Origin of the sequence: uncultured Shewanella sp. (assembly GCF_947495455.1) — a bacterium.
Classification (GTDB): Bacteria; Pseudomonadota; Gammaproteobacteria; order Enterobacterales; family Shewanellaceae; genus Shewanella.
Genome location: NZ_CANLZC010000115.1, coordinates 1 through 17,767, shown reverse-complemented (window position 1 = coordinate 17,767; position 17,767 = coordinate 1). Strand labels below are relative to the sequence as shown.

The window sequence follows — 17,767 nt, the reverse complement described above, 5'->3', positions numbered from 1 at the left end:
GTTTAACACCTAACAGATCCGAACAATTATTTAAGAGCGAACATAAATCCGTGGCCAGAATTAGTTGACCACTTCACACAACTTTAAATCAATACCAGCTCCATGATATTTAGCAATACAAATTTCTGTATGGATCTTTTTTTAAGATTAAAGAATCAATGAAGTAACCAAATTAAAAGAGGATCACTGTCGATCCCCTTTAAATGTTGCGAGAATTCCGTCCTGAGATAAGTTGACACTTTCTATCTGACAAAAACAATCCCACAGATAAAGTGATCAATCATTTACACACTTCACTCACACTATTTATTCACACAGTTAATTCACACTGTTTATGCACGTTAGGGAATATACAAGCTGTCGGTTTCGGTATTCCATGGTGAATTTATTGAGGTGGCTTGATAGGTAGCACTGCCGCTATCCGCCATGAAATTCCAATCGGTAATACTATAGCCATAATGCCAACCTATCACCACATTGCCACTGTCTAATATTGCAGTTTCATCATATTTGACCAAATTAGAGCCGTTAAATTTAGCGATCCTGTTTTGACCATAACCATACTCTATGGTGTGAATGGCAATAATATCAGCCACATTATAGGGATGCACTAGATCGTTCACATTGCTCACATAAGTCCAGCCTGATGAATAACTGAGTACCCCTATTATTTCCAGTGCTGTCAGTGGTGGAGCAGGCGCTAAAGGCATATTAGTATCTTGAAGAATTTGTTTATATTGCGCATCAAGCGCTAATATTCTTTTATTCCCCTGATCTATCATAGATTGATATTGAGGCGTATTTAATGACGCTTGATAAACTTCAAAAACACTTTTATTATCATTACTTAATGCTGAGTTTGATAAAAAAGTCGCAAACAAGATCCCGACAAAAATCATTTTTTTCATAATTCATCCATTAGTCATGTTTATCTTATAATTGAGCTGTCAATCATTTACACAGGAATAATCATAGTCACTATTTTGAATCCCGTAGTATTCAAAGAGAATAAAGAGATAAGATGTGATGCGGATCACTAAAAAGCCACCAGCTTTGATTTAAAAGCCTTCACCCAGACATGTCATTGATATGATGCGCAATATTTAAATATAAGTTAAAAACATAAGGCTCAGACCTATCGCGCCTACCCCAACACGCCAAGCCATGCTAGATTAGCCCACTTTTTCATTCTCATGATCACCAATTTCACCTCGGAGTACTTTTTTCGTGAAGCTTAAACTTGTCGGCAGCTCGCTGATCATTGCAGGGACCGCATTAGGGGCAGGAATGCTCGCCATTCCTATGGTTCTGGCACAATTTGGCCTAATATGGGCCACCCTACTCATGCTATTTATTTGGCTCGGTACTACTTATGCAGCATTATTATTGTTAGAAGCTAGTGTAAAGGTCGGTCGAGGTGTCAGCATGAGTAACGTCGCCAGAGATACACTCGGAGTTGGAGGACAGCTAGTCACTAATATTCTGCTTTATGCATTGTTAGTTTGCTTGATGATGGCCTATATTATTGGCGCAGGCGATCTTATTCAAAACATTGCCACCAGCTGTGGCCTGAGCTTAAGTAAAACCACCGCACAAATCAGTTTTACTTTTATCACAGGTCTCATTGTTTCTTGCGGCACCGCTGTCATCGATAAGTTTAACAGATTGCTTTTTATCGGTATGCTGTTAGCTCTACTCACGACCTTAGCACATCTAGCCCCCACCCTCTCACTGAGCAGCTTAACTCAAGTGGTGAGCCATGATCATCTCGCATTAGTTAAAACCAGTTCGGTGCTCTTTACCAGTTTTTGTTTTTTAGTCGTGATCCCATCGCTTGCCACTTATAACAAAGAAGCCAGTAAGAGTGAGCTTAGAAATATGCTATTGCTAGGCTCTGTCATTCCACTCATATGCTATCTATTGTGGCTTTATGCTGTCGTTGGCAATTTAGCGCCGGAACAATTACTCCACTTTGCCAATGTATCAGAGCTCATCACAGCCTTAAGCACTCAATATAAAAATCTTGAGCTTATTCTCTCGATTTTTACTGCATTGGCCTTACTGACCTCGTTTCTAGGTGTCGCATTAGCATTATTTGATCAGAACACCGATGTGATGAAAAGCACCAAAATCATTACCTTTATGATGACTTTTGTGCTACCTCTGGCGGGCGCGATATTGGCACCAGAGCAATTTTTAAATACGCTAAGCTATGCGGGCATCATCTTAGTTTTCTTAGCCATTTTTATTCCCATGGCAATGGTATTAAGCGTTAGACAGCAAACCTTTAGCGAGAATAACTACCAAGCAGGTGGCGGTATGCCAGCGATGTTTGCCTTATTGATGTTTGGTAGCTTAATGCTGTTTGTGCAGTACTTATAGATCATCCATCCATAAATAAAAATCATTTGAAGGAGCCCCATCGGCTCCTTCAAAATAATTAAAATAACATTCTCATCGGAAATCTTAACTATTCTCCCCACATTACTGACCTTACTGACATTGTTCAGCTTTCAATAAAAGATCACGTGTTTTTCCAATCATAGAGATCATAAAACACAAGTATCTTCACATAAAGATACTTGACATAAAAACTAATCATAGGCATGCTATAAAACTATCTCTATATAGAGATACTTAACATGAAGTTTAATAAGTATAGAAAAGGATATGGACATGGCTCATTCAAAACTCAGTGATTATCTAATCACGGCACTTGCCCCCATCATTTGGGGAAGCACATACTTAGTCACCACTGAATTATTGCCAAATAACAGTCCTCTTATTGCATCTGTAATACGTGCATTACCCGCAGGACTCATATTATTACTGATAGGTCGAACTTTACCCTCTGGCATATGGTGGTGCCGAGCACTTATTTTAGGCGTTTTAAATATTGGTGCTTTCTTCTATTTTCTCTTTGTGGCTGCGTATCATTTGCCCGGCGGCATTGCCGCATTAGTCATGTCATTTCAGCCTATGCTGGTATTACTCTTAGGTTTAGTTGTACTAAAAGATCGCATTCATTCAAATCAAATTTTAGCCTGCATCATGGGCGCCGCAGGGATTGCCATGTTAGTATTACAATCTGAAGTCAGCTTAAATATGACGGGGATATTAGCAGGACTTGCCGCAACAGCCTGTATGGCAACAGGCATAGTACTGAGTAAATATTGGGGAAGGCCAAAAGACGTTAGCTTATTGACCTTAACAGGTTGGCAGCTCACCGTTGGTGGACTCGTACTGTTACCCATCGCATTAATGTCTGAGGGGATCCCAACCAATATCAGCTTATTAAATGGCATAGGCTTTAGTTATCTCAGTCTGTTTGGCGCACTACTGGCTTATGCCATTTGGTTTAGAGGAATTGAACGCTTACCCGCTGCCACGGTTTCATTTATTTCATTTGGCAGCCCACTGACTGCTTGCATACTCGGCTTTATCTTTCTCAATCAATCTTTAAGTCTTTTTCAAGGTATTGGTGCTGTCACTATCATTATTGCAATAATCATGGCACAGCCACGCCCCAAAAAACACATTACCCGCCCTGTGACACCTTTCGCTCTCTCAGCTAAATAACCTGAATTCAGGTTAAATAAGAAGGAACTTATGATGAATACATTATTTAATGCCACTCACCTCGGTGCATTCAAATTAGAAAATAAAATTATCATGGCCCCAATGAGCCGCAATAGAGCGACTCATGACGGCTTAGCAACAGATTTAATGGCGACATACTATGCACAAAGAGCCAGTGCCGGCATGATTATATCTGAAGGTATTCAACCCAGTGTGCAAGGCCAAGGTTTTATGAATTCACCAGGCTTACACAGTCAACAACAAAAAGAGTCATGGCGAAAAGTCACCCATTCTGTTCATAATGAAGGTGGTTTGATTGTCGCTCAATTGATGCATTCAGGGCGCATAGGTCACCCATCACTGTACGAAAGTGCCCATCAATCCGTTGCACCTTCAGCCATTGCAGCCAAAGGACAAACCTTCACCCCTAACGGTCTGCAGGACTACCTTACACCTAAGGCATTGAGTCAACAAGAGATAAAAAAATGTATTCAAGATTTTGTATTAGCTGCGCGTAATGCCATTGACGCTGGGTTTGATGGCGTTGAAATTCATGCTGGAAATGGATTTCTATTACACCAATTTATGGCCAGCAATACCAATACTCGGACCGATGAATATGGTGGCAGTATTGAAAACCGAAACCGCTTTGTCGTTGAAGTCTCACAAGCCGTTGCAAATGCTATTGGCGCAGATAAAACAGGTATAAGGATCTCCCCAGGTAATCCTTACAATGATATAGAAGAGCTAGACAGCGAAGTACTTTATAGCAACCTTATAGCTCGCTTACCTAAACTCGCTTTTCTACACCTAATGGAAGCCAATAACCGTGAGCAAACACTGAAAATTCGTCACCAATGGCAAGGCCCATTCATTCTTAACCCCCATAAGACTCAGAAGGAAGGTGCTGTCACGCCAGAAATTGCAGCGCAGGTATTGAAAGATGAACTCGCTGATGCGGTTTGCTTTGGGGCACTTTTTGTTTCAAATCCCGATCTTGTTCAGCGAATTAAGATAAACGCACCTTTTAACGAACTTGACCCCAGTACTTTCTATGGTGGGGATCACCGAGGGTATACCGATTATCCCACATTATTGAAACATTCAGCATAAAGACATCATTTCGGATCATTATCGCAAAACAGCCATTGGGCTGTTATGCGATAACCTACCTCAGAATAAAGATCAACGCTCGTATTCGATGAGCATTTTCTTTAGTAAGTCAGCTAAGACACTTTGCTCTTGCGAAGTCAAAGGCTTGAGTAAACCATGACCTCTATCAACATGCTTAGCAATCACTTGATTAATCAATTTTTCCCCAGCTTCTGTTAATGTCACCAATACGCCACGACGATCATTGGGATCACCTTGTCGATAGACTAATGCTTTTGCTTCTAGTCTATCCACACGATTTGTCATAGCCCCTGACGACAACATTAATGTCTGCAATAATTGATTTGGTGTTAAGGAATAAGGTGAGCCAGAACGCAGTAGCGTCGCTAGCACATCAAACTCACCCATATTTAAACCGAACTCACTAAATACTTGAGATTGGGCTTGGCTGACAATGTGATTAAGCTTTGCCAAACGCCCGGTCACGGCCATAGGACTGGAGTCAAGATCTGGCCGCTCAAGGCGCCATTGTTCTAGGATAAGGTCTACATGATCTGTTTTCATGATCGAAATACTAACATTCATGTCTCTTTACGTAAAGATAGTCGACTCTATTTCCACATCAAGGATATTGGCAGGATTGGCATAGATTGACATAGATTGACAGATTAGAGCCATCGAGACTTCACCTTAGACTCTCTACAAACATCTTTAAGTCACTTAGATAGACAATATAACATTCACATGAACACTAGAAAGAGAAAGCTCAAATAAGAAAACAAAGTTAATAAAGTTAAAATAAGAATCATCTAGTTAATTCCAAATAATTAGGCGTTAATATCCATATATTAATGATAGAAAAACGATAACTTTCTCACTGAACATCTTAATTTAAATAAGTTATTAACTTAAGATACAGTTTGTATCTTAATAAATATTATAAACTATGCTATATACGTCGCCAATCAATCATAAATACCTTCCTGCAACGCCTGCAGAATGCACAGATCTCCAGAACAAAAATGCACTTATTCAATTAACAGAATCATCAAGACTAAAGTTTGACAAGCGCTATTTAAAAGCGGGACACAAAGGCGCCTTCTTACATTTTTGGGTCAGAGAAAGTCTAGCCATTAGGCTCATAAAAATTATTAACAAACTGCCTAATAACAGAGGAATAATGGTTTTTGATACCTTAAGAAATTCAGCAACGTCAATGGCTATTTTTGAAACAATCAAAACAAACATTGCACTTGAAAATCCCGAGCTCACTTCTGTTCAGTTAGAGGCCAAAACTCGGCAATTTTGTGCCCACCCAACCGATAAGAGTCATTATGCCGTCCCACCCCATCAATCTGGTGGAGCCATAGATTTAGCCCTCTTTGATACGTTTTCGAGTGAAGTATTAGATTATGGATGCGATTTTGATGATTTAACCCAAGTTGCTACAACCAGTTATTTCGAGCAGGAGTCGTTCTCAAAAGCTTCTACCGATCTCTGCTCTCCTTTGAATGAAAAAAGAAACAATGTCATCAAAGAAAATCGACGCTATTTATTTAATATTATGAAAGCACATGGCTTTGTGAATTATTCAGGCGAGTGGTGGCATTACGGTATCGGTGACTGTATTTGGGCTAAATACAAAAATCAGAATCAATACATCTATGACAATATTGCCGATAGTCATATCGAAATCTCATAGTCACATCATTCAAAGAGTAAATGAAGAAGAAGAGCATGATCCCAACCCTAATGAAAAGCATGATATTAAACCATACCGATCCAATGGGAATTAAAGATAATCAATCTGTGTTTATCATGGCTAATAGGGCTTATTTAACCCTACTTAATTTACCCGAAGGTTTTCAAATAGAAGGTAAAAAAGATTGTGAATTGCCCGCTCCAACCGCTGAGTTTGCAGATGTATTTAGACAGCACGATAGAGAAACAGAGCTAAAAGGCTGTACGGTTAAATCGATTGAAATTCATCGCTTTGGTAAAGAACAACTCATTCAGCCCTACATTTTTAATAAAACACCTTTATACAATGATAATGGCAACATTCTAGGCACCCTGTTTCATGGGATCCCTCAACACCATAGTATCTTACTCTTCTCGGATATTATTTTAGGTAAATTAAATCAATTTAAACAAACAAAAAAGACACATAAGAATGCAGCTTCTTGGGTCATCAATCATCCAACAGAGCTATTAACCCATGAGCAATGGGAAGCCTTATATCTGTTTACCTTAGGCTTTTCATACAATGAGATTTCATGCAGATTAGCGATATCTAAAAGCGCCGTTCAAGGACGCATAGAAAGAGCTTGTGATGTCTTAATGATTGATACTTTTGATATTGTTGACTTTATTCGCGAAAGCGGCTGGCTCTCATCCATTCCAGCCTCACTGTTAAATAACAGCTCTATCATCATGACAGATTAAAAAAATCGCCGTCAATTGACAGCGATTTTTCAGTGATTAATGATCTAATCACTTATACATCAAGGTTAGCCACATTTAGCGCATTACTTTCGATAAAGTCACGGCGTGGCTCAACATGATCGCCCATCAAAGTGGTAAAGAGTTGATCGGCAGCAATAGCATCTTCAATGGTCACTTGTAACATGCGACGCGACTCAGGATCCATAGTGGTTTCCCAAAGTTGCTCTGGGTTCATCTCACCCAATCCTTTATAGCGTTGAATGTACAAGCCACGCTTAGATTCATTGATCAACCAATCCAGTGCAGCAGCAAAACTCTCTACGTCCTTCATGCGCTCACCACGTTTCACATAGCCGCCTTCTTCCACTAAACCATTAATGGCCTCACCCAATTGCGCAATACGCTCATAATCATTGGAATGAAAAAAATCAAAACTAAAAGCATAATGGGTATCAATTCCATGCCTACGGATCACCACATCAGGTAAATACACTTGACGCTCAGGATCGAAGCTCACCTCACCAGTGTAAAGAACACCGCCAGTTTCTTGCTCAATTAAATCAGCAATCAATACATCTAACCAAGCTTTCATTTGTGTTTCATCAGCTAACATCGCATCCGTTACCTCGGGATGATATAGCATTTGATTCAAAATATTGGTCGGATAGCGCTTCTCTAAACGTGCAATAATCCCTTCCACTTCTCGATATTGGTTAACCAAACGTTCTAATGGCTCACCCGAAAAGCCCGGTGCGCCTTGTGAAGGATAAATAAAGGCATTATCCAAAGCTTGAGTCGTCAAGTACTCAGTCAATGCTGGATCGTCTTTAAGGTATTGCTCTTGTTTTCCTTTTTTCACTTTATACAAAGGCGGTTGAGCGATATACACATAACCCCGTTCGATAAGCTCTGGCATTTGACGGAAGAAAAAAGTCAATAATAAGGTACGAATATGCGATCCATCGACATCGGCATCTGTCATGATCACAATATTATGATAACGGGTTTTATCCGGATCGTACTCATCACGCCCTACCCCACAACCCAGTGCTGTAATGAGCGTCACCACTTCTTGTGAAGATAACATCTTATCAAAACGGGCTTTTTCGACATTTAGGATTTTACCTTTAAGCGGTAAAATGGCTTGGTTCTTACGGTTACGCCCTTGCTTAGCACTACCGCCAGCAGAGTCCCCTTCCACAATATAAATTTCAGAGAGACCCGGATCTTTTTCTTGGCAATCTGCTAATTTTCCGGGTAAACCGCCTAAATCGAGTGCCCCTTTACGACGTGTCATATCACGGGCTTTGCGGGCAGCTTCACGAGCACGAGCAGCATCAATGATCTTACCAACAATCAACTTAGCTTCATTTGGATGCTCCATCAAGTAATCACCTAAGTGCTCACCCATAGTTTGCTCTACCGCACTTTTGACCTCACTGGACACTAACTTATCTTTGGTTTGTGAGCTAAATTTTGGATCCGGAACTTTCACCGAAATAACGGCTGTTAATCCTTCACGGGCATCATCACCTGTGGCACTCGTCTTGCCTTTTTTATTGTAACCTTCTTTATCCATATAAGTATTAAGGTTACGCGTCAATGCGCTTCTAAAACCCGCTAAGTGAGTACCACCATCGCGCTGAGGAATGTTGTTAGTAAAACAGAAAATATTCTCTTGAAAGCCTTCATTCCATTGCATGGCCACTTCGACTGTTATGCCATCTTCACGTTCTTGAATAAAGTGGAATACTTCCTTATTCACGGGTGCCTTATTTACATTAAGGTAATCGACAAAAGCACTGATCCCACCTTCGTAACGGAAAAACTCTTCTCTGTCATCACGCTCATCAATTAAACGGATCCCTACACCTGAGTTTAAAAACGACAGTTCACGCACCCGCTTTGCCAAAATATCGTAATGAAACAAGGTATCACTGAAGGTTTCTTTACTCGGCCAGAAACGAAGCTGAGTGCCTGTTGTTGTTGCATCACCAATGACTTTAATGGGTGCGTCAGGCACTCCCATAGTATAAAACTGCTCATGTACTTTACCTTCACGGCGAATCGTCAGCTGTAATTTCTCCGACAACGCATTAACCACTGACACACCCACGCCATGTAAGCCACCTGAGACCTTGTAAGAGTTATCATCGAACTTACCGCCCGCATGCAATACCGTCATGATCACTTCAGCAGCACTGACGCCTTCTTCTTTATGAATAGCAACAGGAATACCACGCCCATCATCACGAACCGACACAGAGCCATCGGCATGGATGGTAATATTCACATCCTGACAATGACCGGCTAATGCTTCATCGATAGAGTTATCGACTACTTCGAATACCATATGATGTAAACCTGTGCCATCATCTGTGTCACCAATATACATCCCAGGTCTCTTACGGACTGCATCAAGGCCTTTTAATACCTTGATACTCGAAGAATCGTAACTATTCTCTGACATATTATTCTCTCATCGGTTATTCTATTTGCGTTACGCAGCCCTGTTCCACATGAAACATTTTACTCACTGGCATACCTAACGAATCGACTATTGCTGCAGGTTCAATGGCCGTCACAAACACTTGTGCGCCAGTATCATTAAGCTGCTGTAGCAATAGCTTCCTATGCTGTGCATCTAACTCTGACGGTAAATCATCCACCAGATATATACTACTTTTGTTTATTTGCTGCTTGAGCAGCTTTCCCTGCGCAATACGTAATGCGCACACCAATAATTTTAATTGGCCTCGGGATAGGGCATCTTGAACAGGCACTGTTCCCACCCGTAATCTTAAATCCGCTTTATGAGGACCACTATTGGTATAACCTATCGATAAGTCCCTCGAGTACTGAGACTCAAGTAACTGCCCATATTCAGTTTTACTGTCCCAGCCCCGCATAAATGAAACTTTAACTTCTATTTGCGGTAAAAACTCTTCGATTATACCTTTAAGTTGCTCATTTAACGAGTCTATATATTGAGTTCTTATTTCCGTGACTAATTGAGTATACTTTACCAATTCCTTATCCCAAATTTGAATACCGGAATAAGAAGTCTCACCTTTAAGTAGTTGATTTCTTTGCTTTAGAATACGCCTAACATTGGCCCAAGCTTGATAAAAATGAGGATCGGTATGAAAAGCGCCCCAATCGATAAACTGTCGACGAGACTTAGGCCCTTCAAATAATAAAGAAAAACTCTCAGGAGTGATCACTTGTATAGGAAGGGTATCTGCCAAAACCGATAAACGTTTAACTTTATCACCATTCATTTTCACCTGAATAGTGCCATTTCTAAGTCGGCGTAAGCCAATTTTATCTTTCTGTTGTGGGCCCTTGAACTCGGCAAAGAGTGTTAATTGATCTTCATTATGCTGAATGACCCTTTGGGATAAATGGCTTCGAAATGAACGTCCCATGCCTAAGAAATAAATCGCTTCCAATAAACTGGTTTTACCGCTGCCATTTTGGCCATAAATAAGATTCACCCCTTCACCCAAACATAATTGGGCAGAAGTGATATTGCGAAAAGTATCGATATGTAGACGTGTCAAACTCATAGCCTACTCACTCAGCAATGAAAGTCTAGTGTATTTAGCGAACAAAACCACAGTTCTAAACAAATACAAGGCAGCACAAAGACATTTACAGCCTCATAGGCATAACGACATACATGGAATCTTGTTGCACAGGATCGTCTATTAACGCACTGGAATTACCATCAATCAAGGTAATACGAACATCATTCGATTGAAGGTTATTTAAAACATCAAGTAAATAACTCACATTAAAGCCAATTTCTAACGCAGGATGCTCATATTCAACATCTAATATTTCTTCTGCTTCTTCTTGTTCTGGGTTATTAGCGGTAATTTTTATCAGATTATTTTCAAGTAATACTCGCACACCACGAAACTTCTCATTGGATAGAATAGAAGCACGCAATAAAGCCTGTTTTAATTGCTGACGACTCGCAAGCACGATTTTATCACCACCTTTGGGTAGCACTCGACGATAATCAGGAAAGCGCCCATCGACTAACTTACTAGTAAATACAGCACGAGAAGTCGTCGCACGGATCGCGTTATCACCAATAGCAATACTCACATCGGCGTCATCACCATCAAAAATACGCAGTAATTCAATCACCCCTTTCCTTGGAACAATCACTTGCTTTTCAGGTAATTGAAATTCAATTTGTCGATGGCTCATTGCCAATCGATGACCATCAGTTGCAACGGCCCGTAGCATATTGTCTTCAGTTTCAAACAATAAGCCATTCAAATAATATCTAACATCTTGATTAGCCATTGAAAACTGAGTAGCATCAATGAGGGATTTCATCGTACCTTGCTTGAGAGTAAATTCAATATCAGCCTCAAAGGCTTCAACATTGGGATATTCACTTGCAGGTAAGGTTGCCAATGTGAAGCGGCTACGGCCAGAGCGAAGCAGCAACCGATTATCTTGCTGCTCAATAGTCACTAGCACTTGTTCTGGTAGGGATTTAACAATATCTAAAAATTTCTTTGCTGGAACTGTAGTTTGCCCTGGCTCAACATCACCTTCAAGAAGCACTTGGCCAACGAGTTCAACTTCTAAGTCTGTGCCAGTCAACCTCAATACGTCGCCACTGACAACAACAAGCAGGTTAGCTAAAATAGGCAGGTTATGTCTTCTTTCAACGGCCCCTGTCACAAGTTGTAATGGTTTTAATAGGGCATCCCTATCAATTGAAAATTTCATTCTCTTCAATTCCCTGTATTAAGAAGATAAAGTACGAATTAAATTTGCATAATCTTCTTTTATGTCGTGGCTTTCTTCTCTAAGCTGAGCAATTTTACGACAAGCATGTAGAACAGTGGTATGGTCTCGCCCACCAAAAGCATCACCGATTTCAGGTAAACTGTGATTAGTTAACTCTTTTGATAGAGCCATTGCCATTTGTCTTGGCCTAGCGACACTGCGAGAACGACGCTTAGATAACATATCGGCCATTTTAATTTTATAATACTCGGCAACGGTTTTTTGAATATTATCAATGGTAACGAGTTTTTCTTGTAACGCCAGCAAATCACGTAAAGCTTCACGAACAAAATCTATGGTAATAGGCCGCCCTGTAAAGTTAGCATTGGCTATCACACGATTCAGTGCCCCTTCCAATTCTCGCACATTAGATCGTAATCGTTTAGCAATAAAAAAAGCCACTTCATCAGGTAAATTAAAACCACTCTCTTGTGCCTTACGCATTAAAATCGCCACTCGAGTTTCTAATTCAGGCGGCTCAATGGCAACGGTTAATCCCCATCCAAAACGCGATTTCAATCTATCTTCAACTCCATCGATTTCTTTGGGGTAACGATCCGATGTAAGGATCACTTGGTGATTCCCTTCTAACAAAGCATTAAAGGTGTGAAAAAACTCTTCTTGAGAGCGATCTTTATTGGCAAAAAATTGAATATCATCGATAAACAGGGCATCAACACTGCGATAATAGCGTTTAAACTCTTCAATGGCATTATTCTGCAGCGCTTTAACCATATCTTGAACGAACCGCTCTGAGTGCATATACACGACTTTAGCATCGGGTTTATTCTTAATAATGCCATTGCCAACAGCATGCAATAAATGGGTTTTACCTAACCCAGTTCCTCCATATAAAAACAGTGGGTTATAAGCGCCTCCGGGATTTTCAGCAACTTGTAATGCAGCCGCTTTACCCAATTGATTAGACTTACCCTCAACAAAGTTACTAAATTGATATGTAGGATTAATATTACTTCGATGATTTGCATTCGTCGTAGGATCAGAGTGTGGCGTATTAAACGCAGGTTTACTGTTTGATCGAGAAACCGACACATTAGGTGCTTTAGTCGCAGATTTGGGTGGCGTTTGAGGCTTAGATGATGGCCGACTACCAATATCAAAACGTAATTGCGGGGCATCATTCCCCATTTGCTCAACAAAAAATTGTGAAATTATATTAATGTATTTATCTCTGACCCAGTCCAAAACAAAGCGATTAGGTGCATAAATCACCAACACGTTCGCCTCCATTTCAGCTTGCAATGGCCTAATCCACATACTAAATTGCTGAGCAGAAAGTTCGTCTTGTAATCTGCTTATACATTGCTGCCAGAGTGAAACCGCCACGTACTTATCCCCAAAAAGATCCTACAAAAGAGGGGGTATTCTATAATGAGAACCAAAGGATCGCTATCCTTATAATATATTTATCCCCAGATAGATCATTTTTCGCTGTCGAACACTGATCGACAATAGATCGAAAAAGATCTTAATAACAAAAACTATAGACAGATACGCGCGATAAGGCGATTTGTTTCACCATAAAAAACACAAAATAGCATAATGATCGTATCTGTAATAGACCACTAGATATAGTGGTAACTCACAGAGTTATCCACATAGTATAGTGCTTATAAGCGCCTTTATATTGACCATTACAAATAAATAAAATGCCGCTTATTTGAAATAAAAACATTAAATATCATATAGTTAAAATAAAAAGCCATTTAAAATATAACATGTTGAAAAATAACAATTTTGTATTTTATGAATCATTAATCTTATTTTGGCATAGGTACAATTTAATCACTTAAGGCGATTGCTTATTGACGCGCCAGTCTAAAGTGATTACAATTCGGCCTCTTTTTTAGCCTTACTTCTAAAAGTTTTTTTAGCGAGTAAGTTTTATTCACTAACACAAAGACGGATTGCCACTAATGAGTAAACGTACTTTTCAACCAAGCAACCTGAAGCGCAAGCGTTCTCACGGCTTCCGCGCTCGCATGGCGTCAGCAAACGGCCGTAAGGTATTGGCTCGCCGCCGTGCCAAGGGTCGTGCTCGCCTTTCTGCTTAATTTTAAGTAGGAATTCAGGTGACTAGCTACACCTTTACACGGGAGTTGCGTTTGCTAACTCCCGCGCAATTCAAATCTGTATTTTCTAATCCCATCAAAGCTTCTTCTGCTGAAATTACATTACTTGCAAAACCCAACACAATAGCCCATCCTCGTATAGGCTTAACTGTAGCTAAACGTTATGTAAAAAGAGCAAATCAACGCAACAGAATTAAACGTGTCATTAGAGATAATTTTCGTTTACATCAGCATGATTTACCACCCGTAGACATTGTGGTGCTAGTCAGAAATGGCGTATTGGAAATGGATAATGCAGAGCTCAAGAAACTGGTAGAAAAGTTATGGCGCAAACTCAGTCGCCGTTACAATGGCTAGCCACTAAATTAATTCGTGGTTATCAAGTTTTTATCAGTCCCATGCTGGGTCCTCAATGCAGATTTACGCCAACCTGTTCAACTTATGCCATAGAAGCAATTCAATTACATGGAGTTATAAAAGGCTGTTGGCTTGCTGCGAAACGTATATTAAGATGCCATCCACTAAATCCGGGTGGTGATGACCCCGTTCCCTTAAAAAAACATAGGTGCAAAAAATAGGCTATGGAATCTCAACGCAATATATTGCTAATAGGTTTGTTATTTGTCAGCTTTTTGTTATGGCAACAATGGCAAACTGACAAAGCTCCAAAAACAGTCGCAACTGAACAATCAGTGGCAACTTCAACGATAACAGACTCTCATAGTACCGACGTACCTACTGCCGATGCAGCATTACCAGCAGCAGTAAGCGCCTCTAAAGAGCTAATCACCGTTATCACAGACCAATTAGAAGTAAAAATTAATCCAATTGGCGGCGATATAGTTTACTCTGCCCTGCTTTCACACAAGTTGGAAGAAGGTAAAAATGACCCATTTGTACTGCTGAACCAAAGTAAGGACATGACTTACATTGCACAAAGTGGTTTGATTGGCCGTAATGGCATCGACAGCACAAAAGGCAGAGCTCATTTTAGCACTGAAGCCCAAAAATTTAGCTTGGCTTCAGGACAAGATACATTAACGGTTCCGTTAACCTATACGGCAACAGATGGTGCCAAATACACTAAAGAATTTATTTTCCATCGCGGAAAATTCGATATTGATGTCGATTACAAAATAAACAATACCACATCGGCTCCACTACAAGTGCAGATGTACGGCCAAATCAAACACACTATTAAGAAAAGTGGCAGTAGCATGATGATGCCAACTTATCTTGGTGGCGCATTCTCAACAGCGAATGTACGCTATGAAAAATATAGTTTTGATGACATGGCAGATAAAAACCTTAACCAATCCACACTAGGTGGATGGGTTGCTATGCTACAACATTATTTTGTGTCAGCTTGGGTACCACCAGCAGGAGACAAAAACACCTTATTCTCTAGCATCAGTGCAGGCGGCCTTGCCAACATAGGTTTCCGTGGAAATATGCATACTATTGCCCCTGGAACTGAACAAACTATCCACTCACAATTTTATGTGGGCCCTAAAGATCAAAAGGCCTTATCAGCCATCTCTGATACCCTTAATCTTGTAGTGGATTATGGCTTCTTATGGTGGTTAGCCGTTCCAATTTACCACACCTTAATGTTCTTCCAATCATTAGTAGGAAATTGGGGCTTAGCCATTATTTTAATTACGCTAACAGTGCGTGGACTATTGTACCCACTCACTAAAGCGCAATACACTTCAATGGCGAAAATGCGTAATCTGCAGCCAAAAATTACCGAGCTCAAAGACAGATTCGGTGATGATAGGCAAAAGATGGGGCAAGCCATGATGGAATTGTATAAGAAGGAGAAGGTCAACCCTATGGGAGGTTGCTTACCTATCTTACTGCAAATGCCCATTTTCATCGCCCTGTACTGGGTGCTGATGGAAAGCGTTGAATTACGTCATGCTCCATTTGTACTCTGGATCACCGATTTGTCAGTACAAGACCCTTATTATGTACTGCCAATTCTAATGGGTGTATCTATGTTCATTATGCAAAAGATGCAGCCAATGGCACCGACAATGGATCCAATGCAAGCAAAAATTATGCGCTGGATGCCTGTTATGTTTACCGTATTCTTCTTATGGTTCCCTGCAGGTCTCGTTCTATACTGGTTAGTCGGTAACATTGTAGCGATTATACAACAAAAGGTTATTTATTCAGGGCTAGAGAAAAAAGGCCTTAAATAAGCCTCGATACACTTCATCATTAAAAGCGGTTTAATACTCTGTATTAAGCCGCTTTTTCAATAAAAATAAAGGTAAAGTAATGACAACAGATACGATTGTGGCACAAGCTACGGCGCCTGGGCGAGGCGGTGTGGGTATCATTCGAGTCTCTGGCGACCTCGCCACACAAGTCGCCATGACCGTACTCGGCCATCTACCTAAGCCTCGTTACGCCGACTACTGTGACTTTAAAAATGCCCAAGGGAATGTCATAGACCAAGGAATCGCCTTATTTTTCAAAGGCCCAAATTCTTTTACTGGTGAAGATGTCCTTGAATTACAAGGTCATGGTGGGCAAATTGTTCTCGATATGCTCATTAAACGGATTATGGAAACACCGGGTGTACGCATTGCCAAACCAGGCGAATTCAGCGAGCAAGCCTTTTTAAATGACAAACTCGATTTAACGCAAGCCGAAGCGATTGCCGATCTGATTGATGCCACCAGTGAACAAGCCGCTAAAAGCGCTCTACATTCACTGCAAGGTGAATTTTCTAGCCAAGTACATGAACTGGTAGAACAAACCACTAATCTTCGTTTATACGTCGAAGCAGCTATTGATTTCCCCGATGAAGAGGTCGATTTTCTCAGTGATGGAAAAATCGCCAATGCTTTGTACAAGATTATCGATAAGCTCAATGCTGTACAGGCCAGTGCCCAACAAGGTGTCATTATTCGAGAAGGCATGAAAGTGGTGATAGCGGGCCGTCCTAATGCTGGAAAATCAAGTTTGCTTAATGCATTAGCAGGTAAAGAGTCTGCCATTGTCACCGAAATAGCTGGTACAACGCGAGATGTACTGCGAGAACACATTCATCTCGATGGTATGCCGTTACATATCATTGATACTGCAGGCCTACGTAACACAGATGACATTGTCGAAAAAATGGGAATTGAGCGCGCTTGGGATGAAATCGCCACAGCCGATAGAGTCTTATTCATGGTCGATGCCACCACGACAGATGCAATCGACCCCCATGATATTTGGCCAGACTTTATCGAACGTTTACCTAAGAATTTAGGCATCAGTGTTATTCGTAATAAGGTGGATATCACCCAAGAGAATCACCAACAAGCCAATAAAGCTCACTTCCCTGTTTTTTCTATTTCGGCAAAAACCGGATTAGGTATCGATGATTTGAAACAGCATCTGAAAGAATTAATGGGCTATCAAAGCAATTTAGAAGGCGGCTTTATTGCCCGTAGACGCCATTTGCAAGCACTAGAGCTTGCCAATAGTCATTTACTATTAGGTAAAGAGCAATTAGAAGTGTACCAAGCAGGTGAGCTATTAGCAGAAGAATTAAGAATGACCCAAATGGCCTTGTCAGAAATCACAGGACAATTTACCTCTGATGATTTACTAGGCAAGATTTTCAGCTCTTTCTGTATTGGTAAATAACCTCAGATCGGTTTAACGCATTACTGTCATCGCGTTGAATTCGGCTGATGTTATATTAAGTTGTGGCTTTCTCT

At 40.5% G+C, this 17,767-nt stretch carries 16 protein-coding genes; 10 read left to right on the top strand and 6 right to left on the bottom strand.

Features of this window, described 5'->3' with window-relative positions; translation table 11 throughout:
• Window positions 1-341: 341 nt before the first annotated feature.
• Entirely contained in the window at window positions 342-908 is a 567-nt protein-coding gene (locus Q0791_RS21265) for a DUF4879 domain-containing protein (RefSeq protein WP_299010970.1), read from the bottom strand.
• Between the two features lie 319 nt (window positions 909-1,227).
• Here Q0791_RS21265 and Q0791_RS21260 point away from each other — a divergent pair, with 319 nt between their 5' ends.
• The 3 genes from Q0791_RS21260 (at window position 1,228) to Q0791_RS21250 (ending at window position 4,692) form a co-directional block, all read left to right on the top strand.
• Complete coding sequence (locus tag Q0791_RS21260) at window positions 1,228-2,382, top strand: amino acid permease (RefSeq protein WP_299010967.1); 1,155 nt, start codon at window positions 1,228-1,230, stop codon at window positions 2,380-2,382.
• 294 nt (window positions 2,383-2,676) lie between these two features.
• The gene (locus tag Q0791_RS21255) at window positions 2,677-3,579 is read left to right on the top strand and encodes an EamA family transporter (RefSeq protein WP_299010964.1); all 903 of its coding nucleotides are present in this window, start codon (window positions 2,677-2,679) and stop codon (window positions 3,577-3,579) included.
• A gap of 30 nt (window positions 3,580-3,609) precedes the next feature.
• Window positions 3,610-4,692, top strand: coding sequence for an alkene reductase (locus tag Q0791_RS21250; RefSeq protein WP_299010961.1), 1,083 nt, complete (start codon window positions 3,610-3,612; stop codon window positions 4,690-4,692).
• Between the two features lie 72 nt (window positions 4,693-4,764).
• Here Q0791_RS21250 and Q0791_RS21245 read toward each other — a convergent pair whose 3' ends face one another.
• A complete protein-coding gene (locus tag Q0791_RS21245; protein WP_299010959.1) occupies window positions 4,765-5,256 on the bottom strand; it encodes a MarR family transcriptional regulator in 492 nt (163 codons plus the stop codon).
• 382 nt (window positions 5,257-5,638) lie between these two features.
• Between Q0791_RS21245 and Q0791_RS21240 the strand changes: the two genes are divergently transcribed.
• A complete protein-coding gene (locus tag Q0791_RS21240) occupies window positions 5,639-6,394 on the top strand; it encodes a M15 family metallopeptidase (RefSeq protein ID WP_299010958.1) in 756 nt (251 codons plus the stop codon).
• A gap of 35 nt (window positions 6,395-6,429) precedes the next feature.
• Window positions 6,430-7,137 (top strand): PAS domain-containing protein, encoded by a 708-nt coding sequence (locus Q0791_RS21235; RefSeq protein WP_299010955.1) that lies wholly within the window; start codon window positions 6,430-6,432, stop codon window positions 7,135-7,137.
• A gap of 52 nt (window positions 7,138-7,189) precedes the next feature.
• On the opposite strand, the gene gyrB is transcribed toward Q0791_RS21235, so the two are convergent.
• The 4 genes from gyrB to dnaA form a co-directional block, all read right to left on the bottom strand.
• Window positions 7,190-9,607 (bottom strand): DNA topoisomerase (ATP-hydrolyzing) subunit B, encoded by a 2,418-nt coding sequence (gene gyrB, locus Q0791_RS21230; RefSeq protein ID WP_299010952.1) that lies wholly within the window; start codon window positions 9,605-9,607, stop codon window positions 7,190-7,192.
• A gap of 16 nt (window positions 9,608-9,623) precedes the next feature.
• On the bottom strand, window positions 9,624-10,706 hold the full coding sequence (gene recF / locus Q0791_RS21225) for a DNA replication/repair protein RecF (RefSeq protein ID WP_299010949.1): 1,083 nt from the start codon (window positions 10,704-10,706) through the stop codon (window positions 9,624-9,626).
• A gap of 85 nt (window positions 10,707-10,791) precedes the next feature.
• Entirely contained in the window at window positions 10,792-11,892 is a 1,101-nt protein-coding gene (gene dnaN, locus Q0791_RS21220; RefSeq protein WP_299010947.1) for a DNA polymerase III subunit beta, read from the bottom strand.
• An 18-nt stretch (window positions 11,893-11,910) separates the two neighbouring features.
• Entirely contained in the window at window positions 11,911-13,299 is a 1,389-nt protein-coding gene (gene dnaA, locus Q0791_RS21215; RefSeq protein ID WP_299010945.1) for a chromosomal replication initiator protein DnaA, read from the bottom strand.
• A gap of 590 nt (window positions 13,300-13,889) precedes the next feature.
• Between dnaA and rpmH the strand changes: the two genes are divergently transcribed.
• The 5 genes from rpmH (at window position 13,890) to mnmE (ending at window position 17,693) form a co-directional block, all read left to right on the top strand.
• The gene (gene rpmH / locus Q0791_RS21210; protein ID WP_298771006.1) at window positions 13,890-14,027 is read left to right on the top strand and encodes a 50S ribosomal protein L34; all 138 of its coding nucleotides are present in this window, start codon (window positions 13,890-13,892) and stop codon (window positions 14,025-14,027) included.
• A gap of 18 nt (window positions 14,028-14,045) precedes the next feature.
• Complete coding sequence (gene rnpA / locus Q0791_RS21205; RefSeq protein WP_299010943.1) at window positions 14,046-14,402, top strand: ribonuclease P protein component; 357 nt, start codon at window positions 14,046-14,048, stop codon at window positions 14,400-14,402.
• Window positions 14,369-14,623, top strand: coding sequence for a membrane protein insertion efficiency factor YidD (gene yidD, locus Q0791_RS21200; RefSeq protein WP_299010941.1), 255 nt, complete (start codon window positions 14,369-14,371; stop codon window positions 14,621-14,623). The genes rnpA and yidD overlap by 34 nt, the downstream gene beginning before the upstream one ends.
• A 3-nt stretch (window positions 14,624-14,626) precedes the next feature.
• Window positions 14,627-16,252 (top strand): membrane protein insertase YidC, encoded by a 1,626-nt coding sequence (gene yidC, locus Q0791_RS21195; protein ID WP_299010939.1) that lies wholly within the window; start codon window positions 14,627-14,629, stop codon window positions 16,250-16,252.
• 79 nt (window positions 16,253-16,331) lie between these two features.
• On the top strand, window positions 16,332-17,693 hold the full coding sequence (gene mnmE, locus Q0791_RS21190; protein ID WP_299010937.1) for a tRNA uridine-5-carboxymethylaminomethyl(34) synthesis GTPase MnmE: 1,362 nt from the start codon (window positions 16,332-16,334) through the stop codon (window positions 17,691-17,693).
• Window positions 17,694-17,767: the final 74 nt, after the last annotated feature.

Coding starts and splice junctions, on each gene's coding strand:
- recF (WP_299010949.1), bottom strand. CDS start 10,706: ATGAGTTTGACACGTCTACATATCGATACTTTTCGCAATATCACTTCT.
- Q0791_RS21265 (WP_299010970.1), bottom strand. CDS start 908: ATGAAAAAAATGATTTTTGTCGGGATCTTGTTTGCGACTTTTTTATCA.
- gyrB (WP_299010952.1), bottom strand. CDS start 9,607: ATGTCAGAGAATAGTTACGATTCTTCGAGTATCAAGGTATTAAAAGGC.
- rpmH (WP_298771006.1), top strand. CDS start 13,890: ATGAGTAAACGTACTTTTCAACCAAGCAACCTGAAGCGCAAGCGTTCT.
- Q0791_RS21245 (WP_299010959.1), bottom strand. CDS start 5,256: ATGAAAACAGATCATGTAGACCTTATCCTAGAACAATGGCGCCTTGAG.
- mnmE (WP_299010937.1), top strand. CDS start 16,332: ATGACAACAGATACGATTGTGGCACAAGCTACGGCGCCTGGGCGAGGC.
- Q0791_RS21235 (WP_299010955.1), top strand. CDS start 6,430: ATGATCCCAACCCTAATGAAAAGCATGATATTAAACCATACCGATCCA.
- yidC (WP_299010939.1), top strand. CDS start 14,627: ATGGAATCTCAACGCAATATATTGCTAATAGGTTTGTTATTTGTCAGC.
- dnaN (WP_299010947.1), bottom strand. CDS start 11,892: ATGAAATTTTCAATTGATAGGGATGCCCTATTAAAACCATTACAACTT.
- Q0791_RS21250 (WP_299010961.1), top strand. CDS start 3,610: ATGATGAATACATTATTTAATGCCACTCACCTCGGTGCATTCAAATTA.
- Q0791_RS21240 (WP_299010958.1), top strand. CDS start 5,639: ATGCTATATACGTCGCCAATCAATCATAAATACCTTCCTGCAACGCCT.
- Q0791_RS21255 (WP_299010964.1), top strand. CDS start 2,677: ATGGCTCATTCAAAACTCAGTGATTATCTAATCACGGCACTTGCCCCC.
- yidD (WP_299010941.1), top strand. CDS start 14,369: ATGGCGCAAACTCAGTCGCCGTTACAATGGCTAGCCACTAAATTAATT.